Annotated in this window: 19 protein-coding genes, 1 tRNA gene and 4 pseudogenes; 14 read left to right on the top strand and 10 right to left on the bottom strand. The window is 55.8% G+C overall.

What is annotated here, in order from left to right:
- Positions 1-189, bottom strand: a pseudogene (locus HMPREF1257_RS06790) (IS256 family transposase); the annotation flags it as partial.
- 382 nt (positions 190-571) lie between these two features.
- Here HMPREF1257_RS06790 and HMPREF1257_RS06785 point away from each other — a divergent pair.
- Positions 572-1,762 (top strand): IS1249 family transposase, encoded by a 1,191-nt coding sequence (locus HMPREF1257_RS06785; RefSeq protein ID WP_034659221.1) that lies wholly within the window; start codon positions 572-574, stop codon positions 1,760-1,762.
- Positions 1,763-1,920: 158 nt separating this feature from the next.
- Here HMPREF1257_RS06785 and HMPREF1257_RS06780 read toward each other — a convergent pair.
- Positions 1,921-2,005: transfer RNA gene (locus tag HMPREF1257_RS06780), tRNA-Leu, on the bottom strand.
- A 208-nt stretch (positions 2,006-2,213) separates the two neighbouring features.
- Here HMPREF1257_RS06780 and HMPREF1257_RS06775 point away from each other — a divergent pair.
- The 8 genes from HMPREF1257_RS06775 (at position 2,214) to crgA (ending at position 11,476) form a co-directional block, all read left to right on the top strand.
- Positions 2,214-3,047, top strand: a complete 834-nt coding sequence (locus HMPREF1257_RS06775) for a DUF3662 and FHA domain-containing protein (protein WP_023024731.1) — start codon at positions 2,214-2,216, stop codon at positions 3,045-3,047.
- Between the two features lie 25 nt (positions 3,048-3,072).
- A complete protein-coding gene (locus HMPREF1257_RS06770; RefSeq protein WP_023024729.1) occupies positions 3,073-3,525 on the top strand; it encodes an FHA domain-containing protein in 453 nt (150 codons plus the stop codon).
- Positions 3,522-4,886: a PP2C family serine/threonine-protein phosphatase gene (locus HMPREF1257_RS06765; RefSeq protein WP_023024727.1), complete on the top strand. Its 1,365-nt coding sequence runs from the start codon at positions 3,522-3,524 to the stop codon at positions 4,884-4,886. The genes HMPREF1257_RS06770 and HMPREF1257_RS06765 overlap by 4 nt, the downstream gene beginning before the upstream one ends.
- 3 nt (positions 4,887-4,889) lie before the next feature.
- Complete coding sequence (locus HMPREF1257_RS06760; protein ID WP_023024725.1) at positions 4,890-6,242, top strand: FtsW/RodA/SpoVE family cell cycle protein; 1,353 nt, start codon at positions 4,890-4,892, stop codon at positions 6,240-6,242.
- A complete protein-coding gene (locus HMPREF1257_RS06755) occupies positions 6,239-7,669 on the top strand; it encodes a penicillin-binding transpeptidase domain-containing protein (protein WP_023024722.1) in 1,431 nt (476 codons plus the stop codon). Before HMPREF1257_RS06760 ends, HMPREF1257_RS06755 begins: the two co-directional genes overlap by 4 nt.
- Positions 7,669-9,177, top strand: a complete 1,509-nt coding sequence (locus tag HMPREF1257_RS06750; protein ID WP_023024720.1) for a serine/threonine-protein kinase — start codon at positions 7,669-7,671, stop codon at positions 9,175-9,177. The genes HMPREF1257_RS06755 and HMPREF1257_RS06750 overlap by 1 nt, the downstream gene beginning before the upstream one ends.
- Positions 9,178-9,180: 3 nt before the next feature.
- Positions 9,181-11,139: a Stk1 family PASTA domain-containing Ser/Thr kinase gene (pknB, locus tag HMPREF1257_RS06745; RefSeq protein ID WP_023024718.1), complete on the top strand. Its 1,959-nt coding sequence runs from the start codon at positions 9,181-9,183 to the stop codon at positions 11,137-11,139.
- Positions 11,140-11,203: 64 nt separating this feature from the next.
- On the top strand, positions 11,204-11,476 hold the full coding sequence (gene crgA / locus HMPREF1257_RS06740; protein ID WP_023024716.1) for a cell division protein CrgA: 273 nt from the start codon (positions 11,204-11,206) through the stop codon (positions 11,474-11,476).
- A gap of 100 nt (positions 11,477-11,576) precedes the next feature.
- Here the strand turns inward: crgA and HMPREF1257_RS11850 are convergent.
- From HMPREF1257_RS11850 to HMPREF1257_RS12385, 4 genes and pseudogenes are all read right to left on the bottom strand, one after another.
- Positions 11,577-12,145: pseudogene (locus HMPREF1257_RS11850) on the bottom strand (transposase); the annotation flags it as partial.
- A gap of 186 nt (positions 12,146-12,331) precedes the next feature.
- Positions 12,332-12,478 carry an integrase core domain-containing protein gene (locus HMPREF1257_RS12630; RefSeq protein ID WP_349863848.1) on the bottom strand — a complete coding sequence of 49 codons (147 nt, stop codon included), beginning with the start codon at positions 12,476-12,478 and terminating at the stop codon, positions 12,332-12,334.
- Between the two features lie 40 nt (positions 12,479-12,518).
- Positions 12,519-12,971, bottom strand: a complete 453-nt coding sequence (locus HMPREF1257_RS06725; RefSeq protein WP_023024711.1) for an IS3 family transposase — start codon at positions 12,969-12,971, stop codon at positions 12,519-12,521.
- Between the two features lie 163 nt (positions 12,972-13,134).
- Positions 13,135-13,333 (bottom strand): annotated as a pseudogene (locus HMPREF1257_RS12385) (hypothetical protein).
- A gap of 78 nt (positions 13,334-13,411) precedes the next feature.
- Between HMPREF1257_RS12385 and HMPREF1257_RS11630 the strand changes: the two are divergent.
- From HMPREF1257_RS11630 to HMPREF1257_RS06705, 3 genes are all read left to right on the top strand, one after another.
- Positions 13,412-14,227 carry a TIGR02391 family protein gene (locus tag HMPREF1257_RS11630; RefSeq protein ID WP_023024709.1) on the top strand — a complete coding sequence of 272 codons (816 nt, stop codon included), beginning with the start codon at positions 13,412-13,414 and terminating at the stop codon, positions 14,225-14,227.
- A 309-nt stretch (positions 14,228-14,536) separates the two neighbouring features.
- Positions 14,537-14,896 (top strand): helix-turn-helix transcriptional regulator, encoded by a 360-nt coding sequence (locus HMPREF1257_RS06710; protein ID WP_023024707.1) that lies wholly within the window; start codon positions 14,537-14,539, stop codon positions 14,894-14,896.
- Complete coding sequence (locus HMPREF1257_RS06705) at positions 14,897-15,493, top strand: cadmium resistance transporter (RefSeq protein WP_023024704.1); 597 nt, start codon at positions 14,897-14,899, stop codon at positions 15,491-15,493.
- 75 nt (positions 15,494-15,568) lie between these two features.
- Here the strand turns inward: HMPREF1257_RS06705 and HMPREF1257_RS06700 are convergent, their stop codons facing one another.
- Positions 15,569-16,912: an IS256 family transposase gene (locus HMPREF1257_RS06700; RefSeq protein WP_023024702.1), complete on the bottom strand. Its 1,344-nt coding sequence runs from the start codon at positions 16,910-16,912 to the stop codon at positions 15,569-15,571.
- 114 nt (positions 16,913-17,026) lie between these two features.
- On the opposite strand from HMPREF1257_RS06700, the pseudogene HMPREF1257_RS11845 reads away from it, so the two are divergent.
- Positions 17,027-17,690: pseudogene (locus tag HMPREF1257_RS11845) on the top strand (IS256 family transposase); the annotation flags it as partial.
- A gap of 47 nt (positions 17,691-17,737) precedes the next feature.
- On the opposite strand, the gene HMPREF1257_RS06690 reads toward HMPREF1257_RS11845, so the two are convergent.
- Positions 17,738-18,954 (bottom strand): IS3 family transposase gene (locus HMPREF1257_RS06690; RefSeq protein WP_156904624.1). Its coding sequence is split into 2 segments (ribosomal slippage): positions 17,738-18,693 and positions 18,693-18,954, totalling 1,218 coding nucleotides; the frame shifts between segments, so codons are not numbered across the junction.
- A gap of 216 nt (positions 18,955-19,170) precedes the next feature.
- Here HMPREF1257_RS06690 and HMPREF1257_RS06680 point away from each other — a divergent pair.
- Positions 19,171-20,061 (top strand): cation diffusion facilitator family transporter, encoded by an 891-nt coding sequence (locus HMPREF1257_RS06680; protein ID WP_005276393.1) that lies wholly within the window; start codon positions 19,171-19,173, stop codon positions 20,059-20,061.
- A 7-nt stretch (positions 20,062-20,068) separates the two neighbouring features.
- Here the strand turns inward: HMPREF1257_RS06680 and HMPREF1257_RS12380 are convergent, their stop codons facing one another.
- Positions 20,069-20,761, bottom strand: a complete 693-nt coding sequence (locus HMPREF1257_RS12380) for a hypothetical protein (RefSeq protein WP_198010502.1) — start codon at positions 20,759-20,761, stop codon at positions 20,069-20,071.
- Positions 20,762-20,855: 94 nt separating this feature from the next.
- Positions 20,856-22,157 (bottom strand): IS256 family transposase, encoded by a 1,302-nt coding sequence (locus HMPREF1257_RS06670; protein ID WP_232211480.1) that lies wholly within the window; start codon positions 22,155-22,157, stop codon positions 20,856-20,858.
- Positions 22,158-22,169 lie beyond the last annotated feature (12 nt).

Genomic DNA, 22,169 nt, shown 5'->3' with positions numbered 1-22,169 from the left:
TAGGTGGGCATCCATTTCAGCATTCAAACCCCGGGTAATTGAGGCTTGTAACATGCCCCGAACTAGGTCGTTGGCATCCGTGGTGGACGTGCCTAGCTCATCAATCAGTTTCGCGATTTCTGGGTTAGCAAGCAGCTTCTTTTCAATCGCATCAATCTTGGCCTTATCAGCCGGATCTCGTCTCGCCATAGTAGTCATTCTGGTTCATCTCCTTATGCGGGTTAGGTTCCCACACACAAACCATTAGACACTCTCCAGTTGGAGGATTCCAATTGCCCCGAAGCGGGAGCTAAAGCCAGGACGTCAGATCAAAATAACAAGCAAAATGACTTGTTGACACCATCGAAAACAAAAGTACGAAAGCCGAGAGCGGGAGTTAGGATGTAAATCCCCACACTTGCAATCCTCGGGTTAAGTAGCAGGAAGTGTGTCTCGGTTTCAGCGTAAGCGCTGGTTAGCTTGTTTAAATAGGAGCTGAATAAGCTTCTGGGGCTTATTCGGCCCTGCTTTTTGTTCAATCCACCGGAATGGCACCTGCATGTGGTATGTGGTGAGCTGGTTGAATTTTCCGGTGACTACTAACCGACCACGATGCCCTATTTGTGCAGGGCAGATGAAGAAAAATGGCACAACATCCAAAGGGAAAACCAGATGGCGATGCAAAGACCCCAACTGCGGAAGCTCCCTAACGCGCCAACGAACTGACCATACCCAGTCCCGGGACTTCCGCGCCTTCTACCGCTACGCGGTATCTACAACGTCATTGAACCAGCTCGCTCAGCAACAAGGAATAAGCCGGTGGACTCTCAACCGCCGGTTTGAACCCTTTTGGCTTATCGATATCCCTAATACCCCGGACCCTCACCGAATCTACGACCAAATCTTCATCGACGGCACCTACACCGCGGCAGGCTGCCTGCTTGTCGCAGCAAGCCATGACCACGTCATTGCCTGGCACTGGGCTAAAAAGGAATCCACCGACGCCTATATTCAATTACTTAAAAACATAGCGCCACCGTTATGCGTCGTACTTGATGGCGGACTCGGCGCCCAATCAGCCATCGCAACATGCTGGCCACACACACCAATCCAGCGCTGCCTAGTCCATGCCCAACGCGTAATCCGCCGATACACCACCAGCCGGCCACGCACCGATGCCGGCAAAGCCATCTATGGCCTAGCACTGCAATTAACCAAAATCAGCACCCTAGACCAAGCACGGGAATGGACGAAGAACCTGCATGACTTCGGCCAGGTCTATAAACACTTCCTTTCCGAGAAAACCCTGACCCCTACACACCGCCGCAGGTCCAACCGTAAGTGGGAATGGACCCATTTACGCGTTCGCCAAGCCTATAAATCACTGCGAAACCTTTCGCAGAAACAACATCTATTTACCTACCTTAAGCCACCACCACATGCTCTTATGCCACAGCGTTGGGTAGCAACGACAAACAGCCTCGAAGGCGGAGTTAACGCCCCGCTCAAACGCATCGCTGATGCTCACCGTGGAAGAACAGGAGAACGACAACGCAAAATGCTGGAATGGTACCTGTATTCACAAACACAACTGCCTGACGACCCATTAGAGATCGCCAGGCAGTGCAATTTCGGGCAAGACCAACTCGCCAAAGTCCAAGGCCTTACCCCAGAAGACCACAACACAGCCGACCCGGAAACAGGCCGACCAGCCTTCTACGACAACGCTATCCCAACCGAATACTCACACTCCATAGGAATCAGAAAAGGACCCATGAAATGACAAAAGGCGCCCAACCGACGACACGCCCACCAGACACACATTTTGCTACTTAACCCCAATCCTCGACCGCCAAAGTTCAGAAAAACAAAGACACCGGAGGTCACGAACCCTTTCGGGTTTGTAACCTCCGGTGTCGCAGTTTGTACAACTGCTCATTGTGCCCGGGGCGGGACTTGAACCCGCACGTCCTTATCGAACACTGGCACCTGAAGCCAGCGCGTCTGCCAATTCCGCCACCCGGGCAGGGTGTGGTTGTCAGTGCGACTAGATAAAGATAGCACAGGCAGTGCATGCAAATACAAATCAGCAGTAAAAGCGGATTATTTTGCGCATTTAAAGGCGAAAATCTAGGAACTTTCGCGCCGCCGTCTACGTTTGAAAGGAGTGTACAAACTATAATGGCTACTACTGATCACTACTGATCGCTGTATAGCGGAAAGGAGCAAACTTCGTGGCGTTTTTAGAAAGGCTGGCGAAGCTCGATTCCGCTATGCAACGCGGCCTTGATAACGGCATGGCTTTTGTCTTCGGTGGCAAGGTCGTTCCTGCAGAGATTGATGAGCTTTTAAAACAAGAGGCCCATGACAATCTCGGCCATGGTGACGATGACAAACTCTATAGTCCCAATGTCATGACTGTAGGCGTCTCCTCCAAGGATTTGGAGAACTTGTCGCAAGACCCCGATTTGCCTGCCGATTGCGCAGACCAATTATCTCGCTTTATCCGCAATAACGGATGGTCCCTTGCTGGTCCCGTCATTGTGCGAATAGCGGAGGAATCAGGCCTGCGCACGGGCCAGCTTCGCGTGTCCTCGTTTATAGATCACGAGCCCACAGAAGAGACCGGTTTCGAGGCGATTTTCCACGACTTTGATGGTCAGGAGGACCAGATGACCAACCCGCACGAAAATAATGCGGATGACGCAGCTACTACCGCTTTCATTGCGCAAGATGACCAACCCGCACCGCGAACAGAGGGCCCCGCAGTCAATTTGATGTTGCAGGATGGCTCTTCCCGCGTCTACCACGTGCAGGAAGGGTCAAATATTATTGGCCGCAGCAATGATGCGGATTTGCGCCTGCCGGATACGGGCGTGTCCCGCCAGCACGCGGAAATCACGTGGAACGGCGAAGATGCCGTTTTGGTGGATTTGCAGTCCACCAATGGCACCACGGTCAATGACACTCCCATTGATAACTGGCTGCTTGCCGATGGCGATGTGATCACCATGGGCCATTCCCACGTCGAGGTCCGCATTACGGGCCTTGATTCGCATAGTTACTAATTCACACTGAGGAAGGGAGGCCACCATGGATGCAGTCATCATGCTGGCGCTTCGCATCGGCTTATTGGCTCTTTTGTGGGTATTCGTCCTGGTGGCCTTGAATGCCATGCGGCGTGATACCAATAAATCCGCAGGTGCTATGCCACAACCGTCAAAAATAGGTGCATCCCCACGCAGTAACGCGGCAGTGAAGCAGCTTTCTATTGTGGCAGGCCCTTTGCAGGGATCCCACATGAATTTGGGCACGCTCGAGGAATGTACCTTGGGTCGCGCCTCCGACTGTGATTTTGTCACTGGGGATGATTACTCCTCCGGCCATCATGCACGCCTATTTCGCCGCGGCAGCGAATGGGTAGTAGAGGATTTGGAATCTCGCAACGGAACCCTCGTCAATGGTGTGCGCATCGACCAACCTGAGGTAGTCGGCGCGAACTCCGAAATTAAGCTAGGCCGCACTACCGTGAGGTTGAACGCATGACACTGATGCTAAACTTTTTTGCCAAGTCGGACCGCGGGCTTATCCGCGGTAATAATGAGGACTCCGGATACGCCGGATCCCACCTGCTGATTTTGGCCGATGGCATGGGTGGGCATGCCGCGGGTGAGGTCGCCTCCCAACTCATGGTCAACCACCTAGAAATCCTGGATCAGGATCCGGGCAAGGAGGACCCAGAGGCACTCCTTGCGGCTGCTGCCGATGACGCCAATGATGCAATTAGCGAGCACATCACCGCCCACCCGGAAACCGAGGGCATGGGCACGACGTTGTCCACGATGCTGTTTACTGGCACCACCTTTGGTGTCTGCCATGTAGGCGATTCGCGCGGTTATCTGCTGCGCGATGGCAAACTCGAGCAAATCACCAAGGACGATACCTATGTCCAGTCCTTGGTGGATAAGGGCGAGCTGGCCGCAGAAGATGTTTCTTCCCACCCACAAAAGTCCCTCATCTTGAAGGCCTATACCGGCCGTGCGGTGGAGCCGACGCTCTTTACGTTCGAGGCCAAGGTGGGAGACCGCATCTTGCTGTGCTCGGATGGCCTTTCGGACCCGGTTACCGCTTCCACGATTGAAACGGCCCTTGGCCAGGGAAGCATCGAACAGGCAGGATCTACCCTCGTGGATCTCGCTATACGTTCAGGTGGACCGGATAATGTCACGGTCGTCATCGGTGAGGTTACGGAAGAAAAACCGGCCGCCCACGAGGCATTCCGCGTCGGCGCGCTGGCAGGATCGGTAGAAGAGCCCACGCACCCGGATTCATCTGCGTCACGAGCTGCCAAACTCACCCGTAAACCCCAGGTGATTCCGCCTGCTGTCATGGCCGATGAAGATAACGCGGCTAAAGACTCCGATGAAGAAGAAGCAGAGGACGAGCCCTCTCGACGAAAAGTTGGATGGAAGGTCCTCATCGCCCTCATCATCATCTTGGCACTCGTTATCGGCGCAGGGCTGTGGGTAAAGAGTTTCTTGTCCAATAACTATTACGCCGAGACCAACGACGCAGAAGAAATCACCATCCTCAAAGGCGCGGATTATTCCTTATTTGGCAAGGATTTAAGCTCCACGCACCAATACGTGTGCATTAATGACAAGAACTCCTTGTTGTTTTCTGCACAGAAGTGCAAGGGTGACTTCACACCATTAAAGGTCTCTGACCTGCCCGAGTCTGAGCGCGGCGCGGTCAATCACATTTCTGCCGGTGACCTGAGCAAGGTACAGGACCAGATTAATGATCTGGGTGAAAAGGCACTCAAGCCGTGTATCACTGCGCCGAGCCAAAAAGATAATAAAGACACCAAGGAAAACAAGCCTGGGGTCACTTGTAGGGAGGTGTAGCTGATGCAGAAGTTTTTTAGCCGGAGAACCGAACTCGGCCTCCTTATTCTCGCCGCGGTCGTCTTTGCCATCACCTTGGTCAGTCTGGAGCTGTCACAGGATAATGCGCTCACGACGGACTTGGTCTACCTCATCGGTGGATTCATTGGTGTCTTTACCATTGCCCACTTGGCAATGTGCTTTTTGGCGCCCTATGCGGATCAGATCATGTTGCCAATCGTTGCCATCCTGAATGGCATTGGCCTCATTGTTTTGGCCCGGCTGGATTTGGTCAATGATCGGGGTCTCGCGGTTCGCCAGGTCATGTGGACCATCGTTGGGCTCGTACTCTTTGTGCTGGTTCTGGCGGTTGTCAAGGACCACCGGTCACTGACCCGCTATTCCTATATTTTGGGCGCGGCTGGCCTCGTGCTGTTGGCGCTGCCGTTGGTGTGGCCACAACCTGATGGCGTTGAAGCGCGCATTTGGCTGAACTTCGGGCCATTTTCCATTCAGCCAGGTGAGTTCTCCAAGATCATGCTGATCCTATTTTTCGCCATGCTGCTGACGCAGAAACGATCCCTTTTTACTGTGGCTGGCTATCGTTTCTTAGGGATCTCCCTGCCCCGCTTGCGCGACCTTGCCCCCATTCTCATCGTGTGGGCCATCGCCATCATCATCATGGGCATTTCCAATGACTTCGGTCCGGCACTGCTCCTCTTCAGCACGGTGCTAGGCATGCTATTTATGGCTACCGGCCGGGTCAGTTGGCTATTTATCGGCCTCGTCCTCGTTGGTATCGGTGGCTTTGGCATTTACCAGGTATCCGAAAAGATCCAGCAGCGTTTTTCCAACTTCATCGACCCGCTGGCTAACTACGACAACACCGGTTACCAATTGGCCCAGTCCCTTTTTGGTATGTCCTCTGGCGGTATTTCCGGCAGCGGCCTGGGCCAGGGCCATCCCGAATTGGTACCGGTGGCACACTCAGACTTCATCCTCGCCGCCATCGGTGAGGAATTGGGGCTGATTGGTCTAGCTGCCGTTTTGATCCTCTTTGGCATGTTGGTTACCCGCGGATTCAATACCGCGTTGCGTACCCGCGATACCTACGGCAAACTAGTCGCCTCAGGCCTTTCTCTTACTTTGGCGGTACAGGTCTTCGTCGTCACCGGTGGCATTTCCGCCCTGCTGCCGATGACCGGCTTGACCACTCCTTTCATGTCCGCCGGTGGTTCCTCTCTCATGGCTAACTATGTACTGTTGGCGATCTTGCTGCGGATCTCTAACGCGGCACGCCGACCCATGCAGGAGAACTCGAGCGCTGCTCCGAGTGACACCTCCATGTTCCCGTCGGTTCAGGAGGCTTACCGATGAATAAATCCATCCGCCTAGTATCCCTATTTGCCATCATTTTGACCGCTATCCTGTTGGTGAATCTGACGGTCATTCAGGCATTCTCGGACGATAAATACGCGCATAATGCGAAGAACTCGCGTGGGTTTATAGAGTTGCAGACCACCCCGCGCGGCCAGATCTATTCCGGCAATACGGTGCTGGCGCAATCCACGGAGAACCCGGATGAGACCTACTCCCGGTCCTATCCCATCGATTCGCCCGCGTTTGGCAATATCACCGGCTACTTGTCCAGCCAATTTGGTGCATCGGAATTGGAATCTTCACAGAACGACATCCTCAATGGCACGGATGATTCCCTGTTCAAGCAGCACTGGCTGGATACCATCGCGAATAAGCCCACCCAAGGCGCCAATGTGGAGGTCACCATCGACCCAGCATTGCAGCAGGCCGCGTATGACCAACTGGTCGGACCAGGGTACGAAGGGTCAGCGGTTGCCATCCAGCCATCGACTGGCAAGATTCTGGCCATGGCCTCTAACCCGGGATTTAACCCAAATTCATTGGTGGGCGAATCCGCCGATGAAGCTTGGACGGGTTTGCAGGAGCAAGAGGGCCAACCACTGGTCAACCATGCAGCGGCAGATACCTTGCCGCCGGGATCTATTTTCAAGATCATTACGACGGCGGCCGGATTGAATAATGGGTTCGACCCCTCGTCGAGCCTGACCGGTGCCAACGTGATTACCTTGCCGGATACCGTCACGGAACTGACGAACTACGGCAACGAAAAGTGCAACGGCCAGGATTCGGTGACCCTGCAGACCGCCTTTGCGCTGTCGTGCAATACCGCATTTGTGCAGATGTCTGAGCAGATCGGCGCGGATGAGCTGCGCAAGTATGCGGAGGGTTTCGGAATCGGCAAGAAATACGATCTGGGCGTCTCTTCCTCCGCGGGTACCTTGGGTGACCTGCCGGATGGTGCGGCGACGGCGCAATCAGCCATCGGCCAGCGCGATGTCACCATGAGCGCGTTGCAGGCGGCAGTCATGGCCGGCACCGTGGCCAATAAGGGCACGCGCATGGAGCCTTACCTGGTCAATCGCATTACCGATGCCCAGATGAAGGAAATCCGCACCACCAAGCCCAAGAAGGCCGGCGAGGCCGTGACGGAAGAGACCGCATCGACCATTAAGGACTTGATGTTTGCCTCCGAGCGTTCTTCGTGGGGCTACGACGGCAATGGCTTTGCATCCAAGACCGGTACCGCCGAGCACGGCGAAGGCTTGGCTCCGCACGTGTGGTACGTGGCCTTTGATCCGGACCGCGATATTGCCGTCGGGGTCGTCGTCAAGAACGGCGGTAACCTGGGCGAATCCGCAACGGGCGGCAGAGTCTCTGGCCCAATTGGTCGTGCCATCTTGAGCGCATACCAGGGGGAGCAGTAATGAAGAATACCGAGAATAAGGACCATCTCCAGGAACTCATCGGCAGCGACTACGAGCTGCAGTGGATCATTGGCCACGGCGGCATGTCCACGGTGTGGCTTGCCGATGACACTCGTAATGACCGCGAAGTAGCCATCAAGGTTTTGCGGCCGGAGTTTTCTGATAACCAGGAATTCCTCTCTCGCTTCCGCAATGAAGCGGAATCCGCCGAATCTATCCAGTCCGATAACGTGGTGGCCACGTATGACTACCGCGAGCTGGAAGATAATGGCCGCAAATTCTGCTTCATGGCCTTGGAATACGTGCGGGGCGAATCCCTCGCGGACCTGCTCGCGCGCGAGAATACGCTGCAAGAAGAACTCGCGCTCGACGTGCTTGAGCAGGCGGGCCACGGCCTATCCATTATCCACCGGATGGGCTTGGTGCACCGCGATATTAAGCCCGGCAACCTGATGATCACCCAAAATGGACAGGTGAAGATTACGGACTTTGGCATCGCCAAGGCCGCCGCCGCGGTACCGCTCACGCGCACCGGCATGGTGGTGGGTACTGCCCAGTACGTTTCGCCTGAGCAAGCGCAGGGCAAGGAAGTCTCCCCTGCCTCGGATATCTACTCGCTCGGCGTCGTAGGCTACGAGATGCTTGGCGGCAAGCGCCCTTTTTCGGGCGATTCCTCCGTTTCCATTGCTCTTGCCCACATCAACCAGGAGCCAGAGCCGCTTTCGACCACGATTAGCGCCCCGGCGCGCGAGCTCATCCGCATTGCGCTGCGCAAGGATCCCAATACCCGCTATGCCGATGGCAATGAATTCACTGTCGCGGTATCCGATGTGCGCCTGGGCAAGCGCCCACCGCGTCCAAAGTCCATTCCGGCTCACCACCAGGCCCCGGAGCCTTCGCCCTCGGCATCGACCGAAATGCTTGCCGATGTCGCCCAGCCCACCACCATTCATCCGGCGGCGGGGACTGCCGCGCCACAGCGCAAGGCAGCACCGGTACCGGAAGGTGATTCGAAGGGCGGGAAGTCTTTCCTCAAGGGCCTGGGTATCGTCGTGGCCATCGCCCTGCTTGCTGCGGGCGGCTACGCCCTGATGAACCTCATTAGTAGCGAGGGTGGCGACAGCGAGCCTTCGTCTACCCAAGAAACGTCCGTGGTTACTGAATACCGGGATCCCACGACCACGGAAGTAGAAACGCTGGAAGAGGACAAAGGTACGAATGAAACGCAGCCGGAAGTGACGGTAACGGAGACCGAGCCCACGGATCGGGAGGGCAACCAGGCGCCGCGTGATAATCACCGTCAGCCGCAGGCCCCGAACCAGCAGGCCCCGACGCGAAACCAGCAGAGCCCGAATACTCCGCCGCAGCAACGCCAGCCCCAGCAGCGCCAACCGCAGGAGCAGCAGACGCACGTCGAAAATACACCTGAACAGAAAAACACAGTAAACTCCCAGCCCGATGAACTTCCTGGGGATTTATCTGACTTATTAAGACAGGATGGTGACTAAGCCATGGTCAATGACCGGTACCGGCTCGGTGAGATCATCGGCTCCGGCGGCATGTCCGAGGTATTTGCCGCAGAAGACACCACTTTAGGCCGGCAAGTAGCGGTAAAGATGCTGCGCACGGAGATGGCCCGCGATATCAACTTTCGCGAGCGCTTCTACCGCGAGGCACAGAACTCAGGCAAATTAAACCATCCCAATATCGTGGCGGTGTATGACACCGGTGAGACCGAGATGGATGGCATGACCATCCCATATATCGTCATGGAAAGGGTCAACGGGGCCACGCTGCGCGATATTATTCGCGAAGATGGCCCGCTGCCCGCCCAAGAGGCGGCGGAAATCCTCAAGCCGGTTGCTGAGGCTCTGCAGGCATCCCATGAGGCGGGAATCATTCACCGCGATATCAAACCGGCGAATATCATGCTCACCAACACCGGCCAGGTGAAGGTGATGGACTTTGGCATCGCTCGTGCATTGGACGATTCAACTTCAGCGATGACCCAGACTTCTGCCGTTATCGGTACCGCTCAGTACCTCTCCCCGGAGCAGGCGCGCGGCAAACACGCCGATGCGCGTTCCGATGTCTATGCGCTGGGCTGCGTCATGTACGAGGTGCTCACCGGCCGCACCCCATTCGAAGGCGAAACCCCCTTTGCCGTGGCCTACCAGCACGTGCAGGAGGAACCGACCCCGCCTTCGGAGCTTATCGATGATCCCTCGTTGACCCCCACCCAGCGGGTCAATATCGATGCGGTGGTACTGACCGCGATGGCCAAGCACCCCGCGGACCGCTACCAGTCTGCCTGGGAGATGGCCGGCGATTTGGACCGCCTGCGGGGTGGCCAGGTCACCAATGCTGCTCGCATGCACGTAAACGAAGATGATGCCACGACGGCGATGCCCGCACCGGCCACTTCTACTGCCCCTGCGGCTGCGTCCCACCGGGCACCGATCGAATCGACGCGTCCTACCGAAGAGGACGAAAGCGGCGGCTGGATGAAGTGGCTCGCGCTGCTTCTCGTCGCGCTGTTGATCGCCATCTTGGGCTATTTTGCCTGGGATTTCTGGAGTAGCGACGATGACGATAACCGGAACGGTCGAAACCAAACCGAGGTGGCGGAGCACAATAGCGTCATCGTGCCGGAGGTAGAAAACCGCCCGCGCAATGAAGTGGTCAAGGAGCTCGAGGACTTGGGACTTCTCGTCACCGTGAACGAGGAAGCTAACCCCGATATCGATCGCAATAATGCGATTCGCATTAATCCGGCCCCTGGTTCGGAATTGCAGAAGAATGCCTCGGTGACCTTGACCGTTTCTTCCGGCAAGGAAATCATCGATGTCCCAGATATCACCGGCATGAACTTGGATCAGGCCGCGCAGGTTTTGGGAGAGGCAGGCTTGGAGCTGAACTCGGATATTTCTGAGCGCAATGATGAGGCCCCCGCCGGCGAGGTAATTCAGCAGAACCCCGCGGGTGGTACCCAATTGTCCAAGGGATCAAAGGTCCGGGTGACGGTGTCTAAGGGCATCGAAAAGAAGCGCGTTCCTGATGTCGCTGGCTTGAACGAGGAGGATGCGCGCAGCCGCCTCGAAGCCAATGACTTCGACGTCAATGTCCGGGAAGTCGATTCCTTAGAGCCGGAAGGCACCGTGCTTAACGTCTCCAACCAGGGCGCTCAGCTGGAAAAGGGCCAGACTGTCACCATTGAGGTATCCAATGGGATGCTCATGAAGGCACCAGAGATCATGCACAAGAACCAAGGACAAGCCGAGAATGCCCTGCGTCAGGCGGGCTGGGATGGCGAGCTGCGCGTGGGCGAGCCAATTCCCACCGGCGCGTTGGTCGATAGCAATAAGATCGGTTGGGCGTCCACTAATCCCGGCGATACCATCCGCAAGGATCAGGACGTGGAGGTTCGCATCTGGAAATTCGAAGCCTCGGCGCTCCTGCCGCAGCCATAGCTGCTGGTATCGTAATTCATCAGTAAGCACTGAGATAAGAACTGAAATCTAGAGAAGGTCTCTTATGCCAAAGTCAAAGATCACCCAGAGCTCTGCCACCCAGGTATCGAGCTCTTCTGGGGCAAACCGCACCCCGGTCAAAATCAACTCTGAAGGCACCCCGAAATGGTACGTGGCCATCATGCTTGGCCTGATGGTCATTGGCCTGCTGTGGCTCGTGGTCAATTACCTCGCCGGTGAATCCATCCCCTTCATGGCGGAGCTCAGCGGTTGGAACTACGGGATTGGCTTCGGCCTCGCCCTCATTGGCCTGCTCATGACCATGGGCTGGCGCTAGGCCGCTGGTCAAGTCTGTTTGAGTGGTGTTTCTGCCTTTCGTTGAAACAAGCAGTGTTATGGGCTCAGGGGGTCAGCACGTACCCGGTGCTCTAACTGGTTCACGCGACTTCCTTGGAGGTGTCAGCGTCAATGACGTTGACGGTGATCAACGCTTTGGTCTGTTCCAGGCTCGTTAGCGACATGTAGCGGTTTTGCTGAATCCAGTCATCATGTTGTTCAGCCAAGACCGCACAGACAAGGCGCACCACAGCGTCAAGATTGGGGAAGATGCCGACGACATCTGTACGTCACCAGATTTCACGATTGAGCCGTTCAGCGGGATTATTCGGCCAGTCTTTCTTCCACACTGATGCCAGCGCGTTTGTAAACGCCAATAGTTCGTCGAGGGCTTCTTCCAGGTAGTTAGCAACGTGTGGAACTTCTGCTGGCAAAACGCCACGACCTCTGTGGCTTGGGACCACACCGATTCCGAATCTTGCTGCTGGAGTACCGTATGAAACATCGCCGATAGGGTTGGCCACTGCGTCTTGGGCACCATCGACGATAGGTTTTTGGCGAAATGGGTTCGACATCGTTGCCAGGACGCATTCAGTAACACGTCACTAATCGCGTGCTGGATACCTAAATGGGCATCACTGGTAGTGAGGTAGACATCATCAAGTCCGCGGGTGGGCCAGGCTGGTTTTTAAGACCGGGCGGTTTGAGTGCCTTCCTGGGTTTGGTGCCATTGGTTGGCGTACTCAGTCGGCGGGATAAACCCTAGGCTCGAATGAGGATAATAGGTATTATAGCGCTTCGACCACAGTCGCAGGCAACGCGACGCATGGGCGGGATCGTCGAACATCTCGTCCTCTCACAGCTCGTCGCGTAGCCGGTTGTGGAAGGACTCCACAAACCCGTTATGCCATGGCATCCCCGGTGGGATGAACGCCTCGACAGTGTCTTGCTTAGCAGCCCAACTAGCCAGCTCACGGCTGATGAACTCCGGGCCGTTATCCATACGTAACACCCGAGGCCTGCCACGCACAGCAGCTCACGTTCTACACAAAGCCTTTCTTCGTGCGCACGTAGGTAATGTCGGCCACCCACAGCTTATTCGGTCCTTGAGCTTTAAATTCACGCTCGACCAAATCTGGGCGCAAATCAGGCACGTTAGCTTTTCGGGTTGTAATCGGTGATCCGCCTTTGCCTTTGCCAGAAACGCCAGCCAGGCGCATCAGTCGGGTAGCGTGTTCACGGCCGATATCGATTCCGTCACGGCGGAGAGCATGCCACATTTTCCGCACACCGTAGACACCGTAATTATCTCTATGAACAGCACTAATGCGTTCAACCAACATAGTATCGCGAAGGCGACGAGCGCTTAATCCACGGGCCTTGAACTGGCGATAACCACGCGAGGTGATAAACCCACCAGCCCGGTTATTCTTCAACGTCTTACAAATGAACTCGACAGAGAAACTGCTCCGGTAGTCATCGATGAACCGGATCATTTCTTAACGTTTCGGGTCGAGTCATGAGGCGAAAAAAGCCGAGGCAGCCTTCAACAACTCATTAGTGTCGCGGAGCTCTTGATTTTCACGGCGCAGCCTCGCGTTTTCGGCGGCCAAATCTTCAGGCACAGGTTCTGGGATGCTCCCCGCACGCCGGGCAGGCTTAAGTCCATTGACGAGCCGTGTGCCATGAAACCCCCAGCTTTGGAGCTACTGCCTGGCACGCGGGGTGCATCGACATATTTTCCGCCACGATGCGGTCCTCTACAAGACGGACCACTCGGTCCTTTGCATCCTGGTCAAATTTTCTCGGCATGTTCCAGATTTTCCCATCTACTCAAACGGAACAAAACCTGGGACACTTCAAACAGCGTGCCAGAAACTGCGCACTCTTCCCTATCCGGTGACACATGCTGGGACGCACTCGCTAAATTCATAGCATGCTTTCTAAAAATAACCTTCCAGTTGCTAACCCCGCTCTGACACGCGCACTCTGCAAGGCACTCGTGGCAGGAGGGGAGGGAATCTCAGCTACGGAGATGCATAATGTCTTCGCCGCGGCCGGTATCACGGTGCTCGAGGGTTTTTCCTCCAAGACTGATATCGCCTACCACGCCTTGATGAACGAGCAACAATCCGCTGAGTCGAGCGGGCCACTGGCACGTTTTGTTTCAGAGGCTCTAGCTCCAGCCCGGTTCTTGAAGGGGCCACAGAAGCGTCAACGGATCATCTCCGACGTCGACACAATCCTTCGCACCTATCGGTTCAGCGTCACCGAGGAGGGGCACATCGTCCCTACAGGTGAAGGCGTCATCGGCGCCGACGCCCTGACCAGGCGGATAAAAGAGAAGCTTGTCTTGCGCGGCACTCATCCCGAGGCGCTGAGATTTTGTGAAGAAGAACTGATTAATCAGTCGATGTTCCATGCTGTAACCGAAGCGACAAAGTCACTGATGGAACGTATCCGGCCCGCAGACTGCGCGCTTGACGGAGAGAAGCTCACTCAGTACGTGTTCGGTACACGCAATAACCCTGGGCCACGATTCATAAACGATTTCTCCAGCCCAGCAGATGAGGCCGAGCATTTCGGATTCATCCATCTACTCAACGGAATCTACGGACACCTTCGTAACGATCGCGCCCATCGCGCACGTCTGGGATCGGAAGAAAAGGGACAAGATTTTCTCGACGCCATGGCGATGATCTCCTATGCACACCGGGTCATCGACAGGAGTTGGCTGAAGGGCCAAGCCTAAGCTGCGGATGGTCGAATTACCGCCACCCCTAAGGCAATATGTCAGGGGTGGGAGGCGGTGGCGTCCCTGACAGCCGGCCAGTTACGCTTTCTTCTTGACGCTCGTGGGGGCAGCCCCGCGGATTGCTCCTTGTCCTTGTCCGGAACAGAGGCCTCGGCCGCCTGAGTGACCCTTGCGGCAGCCTGCTGTTCATAGACGAACGAATTCGACACAGACAGTACCGAAGGATGCTGGTGTCCCACACATCACCGTCGGGCCGACGTTCGCCCCTCGTTGCAACAGTTCAGCAGACGCTGTATAGTCCAGTACATGCTGACTATTGCTTCGCGCTTGGACGTGATGAACCGATTGGGTCGGGCGATGGCCGATCCCACCCGATCCCGTATTCTCCTGACCCTGCTGGGCGGCCCGGCCTACCCGGCCGCTCTCGCCCGGGAACTGGAACTGACGCGGTCAAATGTGTCGAACCACCTCACTTGCCTACGGGACTGCGGAATTGTGGTCGCAGAACCGCAGGGGAGGAAGACCCGCTACGAGATCGTCGACGCCCATCTTGTCCAAGCGTTGAACTCACTGCTAGATACCACTCTGGCTGCCGACGAAAATGCCCCGTGTATTGACTCGGCATGTGACGTGCCCGGGTGTGCCACCGGAGAGGGGAACAGGTAAGTGGTAACTGGTCTCCTGGGGGCGGTTGGTCTGTTTATCGCCACCAATATCGACGACATCATCGTGCTCTCGCTGTTCTTCGCCCGTGGGGCCGGCCAAGCAGGGACCACACTTCGGATCCTGGCCGGGCAGTATCTTGGTTTCGCGGGCATCCTCGCAGCCACGATTCTGGTCACCCTAGGGGCGGATGCCTTCCTGCCCACCGAGGCGATCCCCTACTTCGGGCTAATCCCCCTGGCCCTGGGGCTGTGGGCGGCCTGGCAAGCCTGGCGGGGAGACGATGACGACGACGATGACGCGAAAGTCAGCGGAAAGAACGTAAGCGTCTTGACCGTCGCCGGGGTGACCTTTGCCAACGGTGGCGACAATATCGGCGTCTATGTCCCGGTTTTTCTCAACGTGGATACCGCCACCGTTATCATCTACTGCGTTGTCTTTCTGATTCTGGTGGCGGGCCTGGTCCTGTTGGCGAAGTTCGTGGCCACCCGTCCGCCCATCGCGGAGATTCTCGAACGCTGGGAGCATGTGCTGTTCCCTATCGTCTTGATCGGCCTGGGTACCTTCATCCTCGTCAGCGGCGGCGCCTTCGGCCTTTAATAAACTCATCCCCCGTGCTGCTAGGGCCTCTCTAGGTTTCCGAGCGTGTCAAGTTGTTTGTGTGTGGGGCTAGGTTTATAGGTATTTGTCGAAGCGGTCGGGAAAAGCCACGGCCATCTGGTTGATGGCTTGTTTCCAGCCAGAAACTCGGGCTCCTTCCATGAGTCTGCCGGCTGTTCTTGAGACTCGTTTGCCCTGCTTGGCTCTCTTTACAGCTCGTTTGTCTTCAATATTGCAGATCATCAACCACAGCGTCTTGAGCGCGGATTCATCGTTGGTGAACTGCACCCTGTTGCGAGTAGCTTTACGCAATTGGTTGTTAAACGACTCAATGGAATTCGTCGTATAGATGACCTTCCTGGCTGCTGGTGGGAACTGCAGAAACGGTACGAAACGCGCCCACGCATCACGCCAGACCTTGACTGAGCGGGGATATTTCTCACCCAGCTCGGAGGCTTCAAATTCGTCTAAAGCAACCTGTGCTGTGGGCTCGTCCGTGGCAGTGTAAATCTTTTTCAACGCGGCTGATACGCCCCGGCGATCCCCGTAGGCTACCCACCGGTTAGCGGCGCGAATCAGGTGCACGATACAGGTTTGCACCATAGAGTTCGGCCAGGTTGCCTCAACTGCCTCTGGCAGGCCTTTCAGCCCGTCACAGCAGACGATAAAGACGTCCTTGACCCCACGGTTAGAAAAGTTGGCGCATACCTGCGCCCAGAATGAAGCGCCTTCTTCCTTGGCAATCCACAATCCTAAAATGTGCTTAATACCGTCGAGATCCACGCCGATTGCCATGTACGCAGATTTGTTGACTACTCGGCCGTCGTCGCGGACTTTAATGCGCAACGCGTCCAGGAAAACCACGGGGTAGAACTCGTCTAGCTGGCGGTTTTGCCAGACCATAACCTCATCGAGCACGGCGTCAGTAACCGCAGAAATCGTCTCATGGAAAATATCGACACGCATCGCCGTTGCCATATGATGCTGGATATCCCTAATTGTCATCCCACCGGCATACAAGCTGACGATCATGTCATCAAGATCAGTCAAGCGCCTAGAACCTTTAGGGACCATAGTCGGAAAGAATGTTCCAGCCCGATCCCGAGGGACATCAACGGTGACTGGCCCGCAGTTAGAATCCACGGTCTTTGGATACGACCCGTTGCGGTAATTGTCTGTTCTAGCTGCAGCTTTAGCGCTCCTGTCGCCAGACTCGTAGCCCAGGTGGGCATCCATTTCAGCGTTGAGTCCCCTGGTAATCGAGGCTTGTAACATGCCGCGAACTAGGTCGTTGGCATCCGTTGTGGACGTGCCTAGGTCATCAATCAGTTTCGCGATGTCAGGATTAGCAAGCAGCTTCTTTTCAATCGCATCAATCTTGGCCTTATCAGCCGGATCTCGTCTCGCCACAGTAGTCATTCTGGTCCATCTCCTCATGCAGGTTAGGTACCCACACACAAACCATCAGACACTCTCTGGTGTGCTTTCCGGGTGAGTAAAAACAGACCACGATGCCCGGTATGTGCTGGGCAAATGAAGAAAAACGGAACCACATCCAAAGGCACAACCAGGTGGCGGTGCAAAGACCCGAACTGCGGCAGCTCCACGACACGAACCCGCACCGATCTCACTCAGGCCTGCGACTTTAAAGCCTTCATCTCCTATGTCACCTCCACAGTGACGTTGTCTGAACTCGCCGGGCCACAAAGGGTGAGTCGTTGGACACTTGATCGCCGATTGAACCGTTTTGGCTCATCGACGTCCCCAACGACGGTGCCCCGCAGCGCGTCTACGAGCAGATCTTCATCGACGCCACCACGTCATTGCTTGGCACTGGACCAAACACGAAACTGTCCACGCATACACGCAGCTTCTTCGCAAAATCGCCGAGCCGCTCTGCGTCGTCATCGACGTCGGACAAGGCGCACTCACCGCGATTAAAGCCTGCTGGCCAAACGCGATGATTCAGCGTTGTCTCGTCCATGCGCAACGCGTCATCCGCCGCTACACCACCTCACGGCCGCGCACCGACGCCGGCAAAACCATCTACGCACTGGCGCTGAAACTAACCCGTGTCACCACACTCGAACAGGCACGGGAGTGGACGCTACGTCTGCACGACTTCGGTCAGGTATTCAAAACATTCCTCAACGAGAAAACACCCGTGCCAAAGGAACGCCGAACACTCAATAACCAGTTGGGGTTGCCCGCAAATCGTGGACACGTAGTGGAGCTACCTAGTGGTTAGGCAGCTATTTCTTTTCTGCTGGTGGTTAGGCTGGTGTGGTTCTCGAAATCGACGGGGCTGACCATCCCGAGTGCGGAGTGCCGGCGCCGACGGTTGTAGACGGCTTCAATCCAGTAGGCAACGGCCTGACGCGCAGCATCGCGGGTTGGCCAGCGCTTCCGGTCGTAGAACTCGGTCTTAAGCGTCGACCAGAACGACTCAGCCATCGCATTATCGAAACACACCCCAGTACGCCCCACAGACTGAGCAACACCTAGGTTGCGGCACACCTCCCAGAGCTGCTCGCTGGTAAATTGTGTTCCCCGGTCGGCGTGAAACACCAGCCCGTCAGGAACGTCACCACGCAGTGTATGTGCCATCCGCAGTGCTCGTTCGACCAGGAATGTATCTTGCACGCTATCCATAGCCCAGCCCAGCACCCTGCGGGAATGACCATCGCGAACTGCGCATAAGTACAACCAACCCTCGCCGGTTCGCAGGTAGGTAATGTCTGACATCCATACTCGATTGAGCTCGCCGGTATCAAACATGCGCTTTACCAGGTCAGGAAGACTCGACTTACGTTTAGATTGAATCGTTGTCGCTGGGACGAAGGCACGCGGTGAAATTCCTTCAATTCCCATCAGGCGCATCCGCTTAGCCACAGTCTTGCGGTTAAGAACAATCTGGTAGCGCTCACCTAGTTCTGCGGTGATTCGCGGGGCACCGTAGACCTCGTTGGAGTCTTTCCAGATCTGATGAATCTTGCGATCAACATCATCGTAAAATGCTGCACGATCATCCTTACCGGATAAGCGTTGCTGCTGCATATGGGCCCATTTGTAGTATCCAGACCGAGATACCTTCAAAAGGCGTGCCATGCGCTTGATACTGAAATTCGCCTTCTCCTGCTGCATTAATTCGAACTTTTCTGATCGCGTTGCTTTGCGGCGAAGAAGGCTGTCGCTTTTGACAAAAACTCGTTATCCATCTTGGCTTCTGCCAGCTCACGACGCAGACGAGCGTTCTCAGCACGAAGATCAGCCTCGCTTAGCCCATCAGAGGATCCTCGGCGTTGACGCTCATTTTTCACCCACCGACCTAAAAGGCCAGGTGCGACACCAATTTCTTTCGCTACATGAGCAATCGGGCGTTCTGACTCGATTACTAGGTTTGCGGCTTCACGCCGGTACTCCGGCGTGTATTTCTGGCGTTGTTGACTCACAATGAACATCCTCTCTTACGGACACAAAATCCGCACAAATAGGGTGTCCACTAAACGAGGGTAACCTCACCTACTTTTTGGTTGTTCATGTTTCAGCTTCTCTACACATTCAAAGGACAACTGCACAATGACCTAAAGCAGGCCGACTTGGCCTCAGTGGCTGCGCTTACCGCCATCCATTTGCATTTAATTGTCAATAAGCGTCGACGGGGATAGGCTGAGTGCATGGCACACGAGCACCACGACCACGATCACTCCAGCACGCCGCTGCGCGCACTCTTGATTGCGCTAGGCATTACCGGCACCGTCTTCTTCGCGGAGCTGATCGGCGGCTGGTTGGCGGGTTCGATGGCGCTGATGGCGGATGCGATGCACATGCTTTCCGACGCTGCGGGGTTGATCATCGCGGTGTTAGCGGTGTTGGTTGGGCGCCGACAAGCATCGGCTCAGGCCACGTACGGCTACCGACGAGTGGAGGTGCTTGCTGCACTGGCGAACGCAGTGATGGTGCTGGCGATCTCGGTCTGGATTGTCGTCGAGGCGGTGCGCCGCCTGCAGAGCCCGGCCGAAGTGCAGGGAAAAACGATGCTGATCATCGCGGTGATCGGCCTGGTGGCGAATGCGCTATCGGCGTGGGTTCTGCACCGGCACCGCAAATCCTCGATCAACGTGGAGGGCGCGTTCTTGCACGTGTTAGTGGATATGCTCGGCTCTGTCGCAGTAATCGTGGCCGGCATCGTGGTACTGACCACGGGGTTTGTGGCGGCGGACGTGATCGCCTCCCTAGCGATCGCGGCGATGGTGCTGCCGCGCGCCTGGCAGCTCATGCGGCTTTCGACGAGCGTGCTGCTCGAGCAAGTCCCGGCGGACTTCGACGCCAGTGCGATCGAGCCCGCGCTGCGGCAGGTCGAGGGCGTTGCTGACATCCACGACCTGCACCTGTGGAGCCTGGACGGCGTGAACGTGCTCACGACCGTGCATATCGTGCGCGACGGCACCGTCGGCACCGGCCCGCTGTTGGATGCCGCCCAGCAGGCCCTGCGCGAACACGGTATCGAGCACTCCACCATCCAGATTGAGCACCCAGAGCACGAATCCCACGAGACGGTGTGCTGATTCCCTTCTAACCTGACTTAGGCCAATTTTGTGCGGAAGTTCGCGGCCGGTGATTACTTGGATGGTGGCAGTGAGGTCGGGCGGGAATGGTACGGCGGCGTGAATGGTTTCGCCGCCAACGACGAGTTGAAAGCTGCGGTATTTCTTGAGTGTTCTCACGAGGCGTTTGATGAAGTGACCACTGCGGGTCTCCATCAGGTGGGTCACGGCTAGTGCTGCCATCACAATATTGAGATGTGCTGTGATCGAGTTTTGTTTCCTCGCATAGATTAGGCGTGCTTTCAGGTCTGATTTCGACATCCGATACGACATTTTCAATGTGGAATAGCCTGCGGTAATGCCCGATAACCTCCTGGGCGGGAAGAGCGGTCAGGTCGGTTTCATAGCCTTTAATTCCGGCTAGGGCTCGGTGTTTGGCAGCGAGAGCGTAGTTGACCTTCTTGTTCGGGGTGGAAAGATCGAAATAGCGGTTGCGCTTAATGGCGATTGCGCCGTCAACAGCGCGTTTGGCTTTTGCGACTTGCTCTTTGATTCCGCGCAGGCCGCGTCTGGCCCGATCATAGGAGTACTGGAAGTGGGTCACCGTATTCGGGGTTGTGTGTTTGCGCGCATCGCTTGCCGAGGCTTGTGTCCAGATCTGGCCGTGGGCGTAGGCTTCACCAGGGATTTCCCGCCGCCAGGTTTCAATCACCTCAGGCACGGTGGGGTTTCACCGACAAAATGTAGTGCAGACCTGCATCTATCAATGCTTGCTTGTTCGGAGGGTGTCAAGTTGTTTGTGTGTGGGGCTAGGTTTATAGGTATTTGTCGAAGCTGTCGGGGTAGGCCACGGCCATTTGGTTAATGGCTTGTTTCCAGCCGGAAACTCGGGCTCCTTCCATGAGTCTGCCGGCTGTCGCTGAGACTCGTTTGCCTTGCTTTGCCCTCTTTGCGGCTCGTTTGTCTTCAATGTTGCAGATCATCAACCACAGCGTCTTGAGCGCGGATTCATCGTTAGTGAACTGCACCCTGTTGCGGGTAGCTTTACGCAGCTGGTTGTTGAACGACTCAATGGAGTTCGTCGTATAGATAACCTTCCTGGCCGCTGGAGGAAACTGCAAAAATGGCACGAATCTATCCCACGCATCCTCCCAGACCTTGACCGACTGAGGATACTTCACACCCAGTTCAGACTCGGAAAATTCCTTCAACGCTGCTTCTGCCGTGGATTCATCAGTAGCCGTATAAACCTTCTTCAACGCGGCTGATACAGCCCGGCGATCCCCATAGGCCACCCATCGATTCGCAGCACGAATTAAGTGCACGATACAGGTTTGCACCATAGAGTTCGGCCAAGTTGCCTCCACTGCCTCTGGTAGGCCTTTCAGCCCGTCACAGCAGACAATAAAGACGTCTTTGACCCCACGGTTAGATAAGTTGGCGCACACGTGTGCCCAAAAGGAAGCACCTTCTTCTTTAGCAATCCACAATCCCAAAATATGCTTGATCCCGTCGAGGTCCACACCGATTGCCATGTACGCAGACTTATTGACTACCCGGCCGCCGTCGCGGACTTTAATGCGCAACGCATCCAGGAATATCACGGGGTAGAACTCGTCTAACTGGCGGTTTTGCCAGATCATGACCTCGTCGAGGACGGCGTCGGTGACTGCGGAGATCGTCTCATGGGAGATATCTACCCGCATCGCAGTTGCCATATGGTGCTGGATATCGCGGATGGTCATTCCGCCGGCATATAAGCTGACAATCATATCGTCAACATCTGTTAGCCGCCTAGAGCCTTTGGGCACCATAGTAGGAACAAACGTGCCGTTTCTGTCTCGTGGAACATCAATGTTTACTGGCCCGTAGTTAGAATCCACGGTTTTCGGGTAGGTGCCGTTGCGGTGATTGTCTGTTTCAGCAGTAGCTTTAGCTGCTCTATCGCCGGGCTCATAGCCTAGGTGGGCATCCATTTCAGCATTCAAACCCCGGGTAATTGAGGCTTGTAACATGCCCCGAACTAGGTCGTTGGCATCCGTGGTGGACGTGCCTAGCTCATCAATCAGTTTCGCGATTTCTGGGTTAGCAAGCAGCTTCTTTTCAATCGCATCAATCTTGGCCTTATC

The sequence above is a fragment of the Corynebacterium sp. KPL1814 genome, assembly GCF_000478175.1.
In the GTDB taxonomy this organism is placed as follows: domain Bacteria; phylum Actinomycetota; class Actinomycetes; order Mycobacteriales; family Mycobacteriaceae; genus Corynebacterium.
Note: the sequence above shows the minus strand (reverse complement) of the source record. Positions and strands in the feature narration are given on the sequence as shown.

What these genes read in the sequence shown, in the direction of transcription:
- HMPREF1257_RS06680 (WP_005276393.1), top strand. Translation starts at nt 19,171, where the DNA reads ATGGCACACGAGCACCACGACCACGATCACTCCAGCACGCCGCTGCGC.
- HMPREF1257_RS06750 (WP_023024720.1), top strand. Translation starts at nt 7,669, where the DNA reads ATGAAGAATACCGAGAATAAGGACCATCTCCAGGAACTCATCGGCAGC.
- HMPREF1257_RS11630 (WP_023024709.1), top strand. Translation starts at nt 13,412, where the DNA reads ATGCTTTCTAAAAATAACCTTCCAGTTGCTAACCCCGCTCTGACACGC.
- HMPREF1257_RS06700 (WP_023024702.1), bottom strand. Translation starts at nt 16,912, where the DNA reads ATGACTACTGTGGCGAGACGAGATCCGGCTGATAAGGCCAAGATTGAT.
- pknB (WP_023024718.1), top strand. Translation starts at nt 9,181, where the DNA reads ATGGTCAATGACCGGTACCGGCTCGGTGAGATCATCGGCTCCGGCGGC.
- HMPREF1257_RS06765 (WP_023024727.1), top strand. Translation starts at nt 3,522, where the DNA reads ATGACACTGATGCTAAACTTTTTTGCCAAGTCGGACCGCGGGCTTATC.
- HMPREF1257_RS06725 (WP_023024711.1), bottom strand. Translation starts at nt 12,971, where the DNA reads ATGATCCGGTTCATCGATGACTACCGGAGCAGTTTCTCTGTCGAGTTC.
- HMPREF1257_RS06760 (WP_023024725.1), top strand. Translation starts at nt 4,890, where the DNA reads ATGCAGAAGTTTTTTAGCCGGAGAACCGAACTCGGCCTCCTTATTCTC.
- crgA (WP_023024716.1), top strand. Translation starts at nt 11,204, where the DNA reads ATGCCAAAGTCAAAGATCACCCAGAGCTCTGCCACCCAGGTATCGAGC.
- HMPREF1257_RS06770 (WP_023024729.1), top strand. Translation starts at nt 3,073, where the DNA reads ATGGATGCAGTCATCATGCTGGCGCTTCGCATCGGCTTATTGGCTCTT.
- HMPREF1257_RS12630 (WP_349863848.1), bottom strand. Translation starts at nt 12,478, where the DNA reads ATGGATAACGGCCCGGAGTTCATCAGCCGTGAGCTGGCTAGTTGGGCT.
- HMPREF1257_RS06755 (WP_023024722.1), top strand. Translation starts at nt 6,239, where the DNA reads ATGAATAAATCCATCCGCCTAGTATCCCTATTTGCCATCATTTTGACC.
- HMPREF1257_RS06710 (WP_023024707.1), top strand. Translation starts at nt 14,537, where the DNA reads ATGCTGACTATTGCTTCGCGCTTGGACGTGATGAACCGATTGGGTCGG.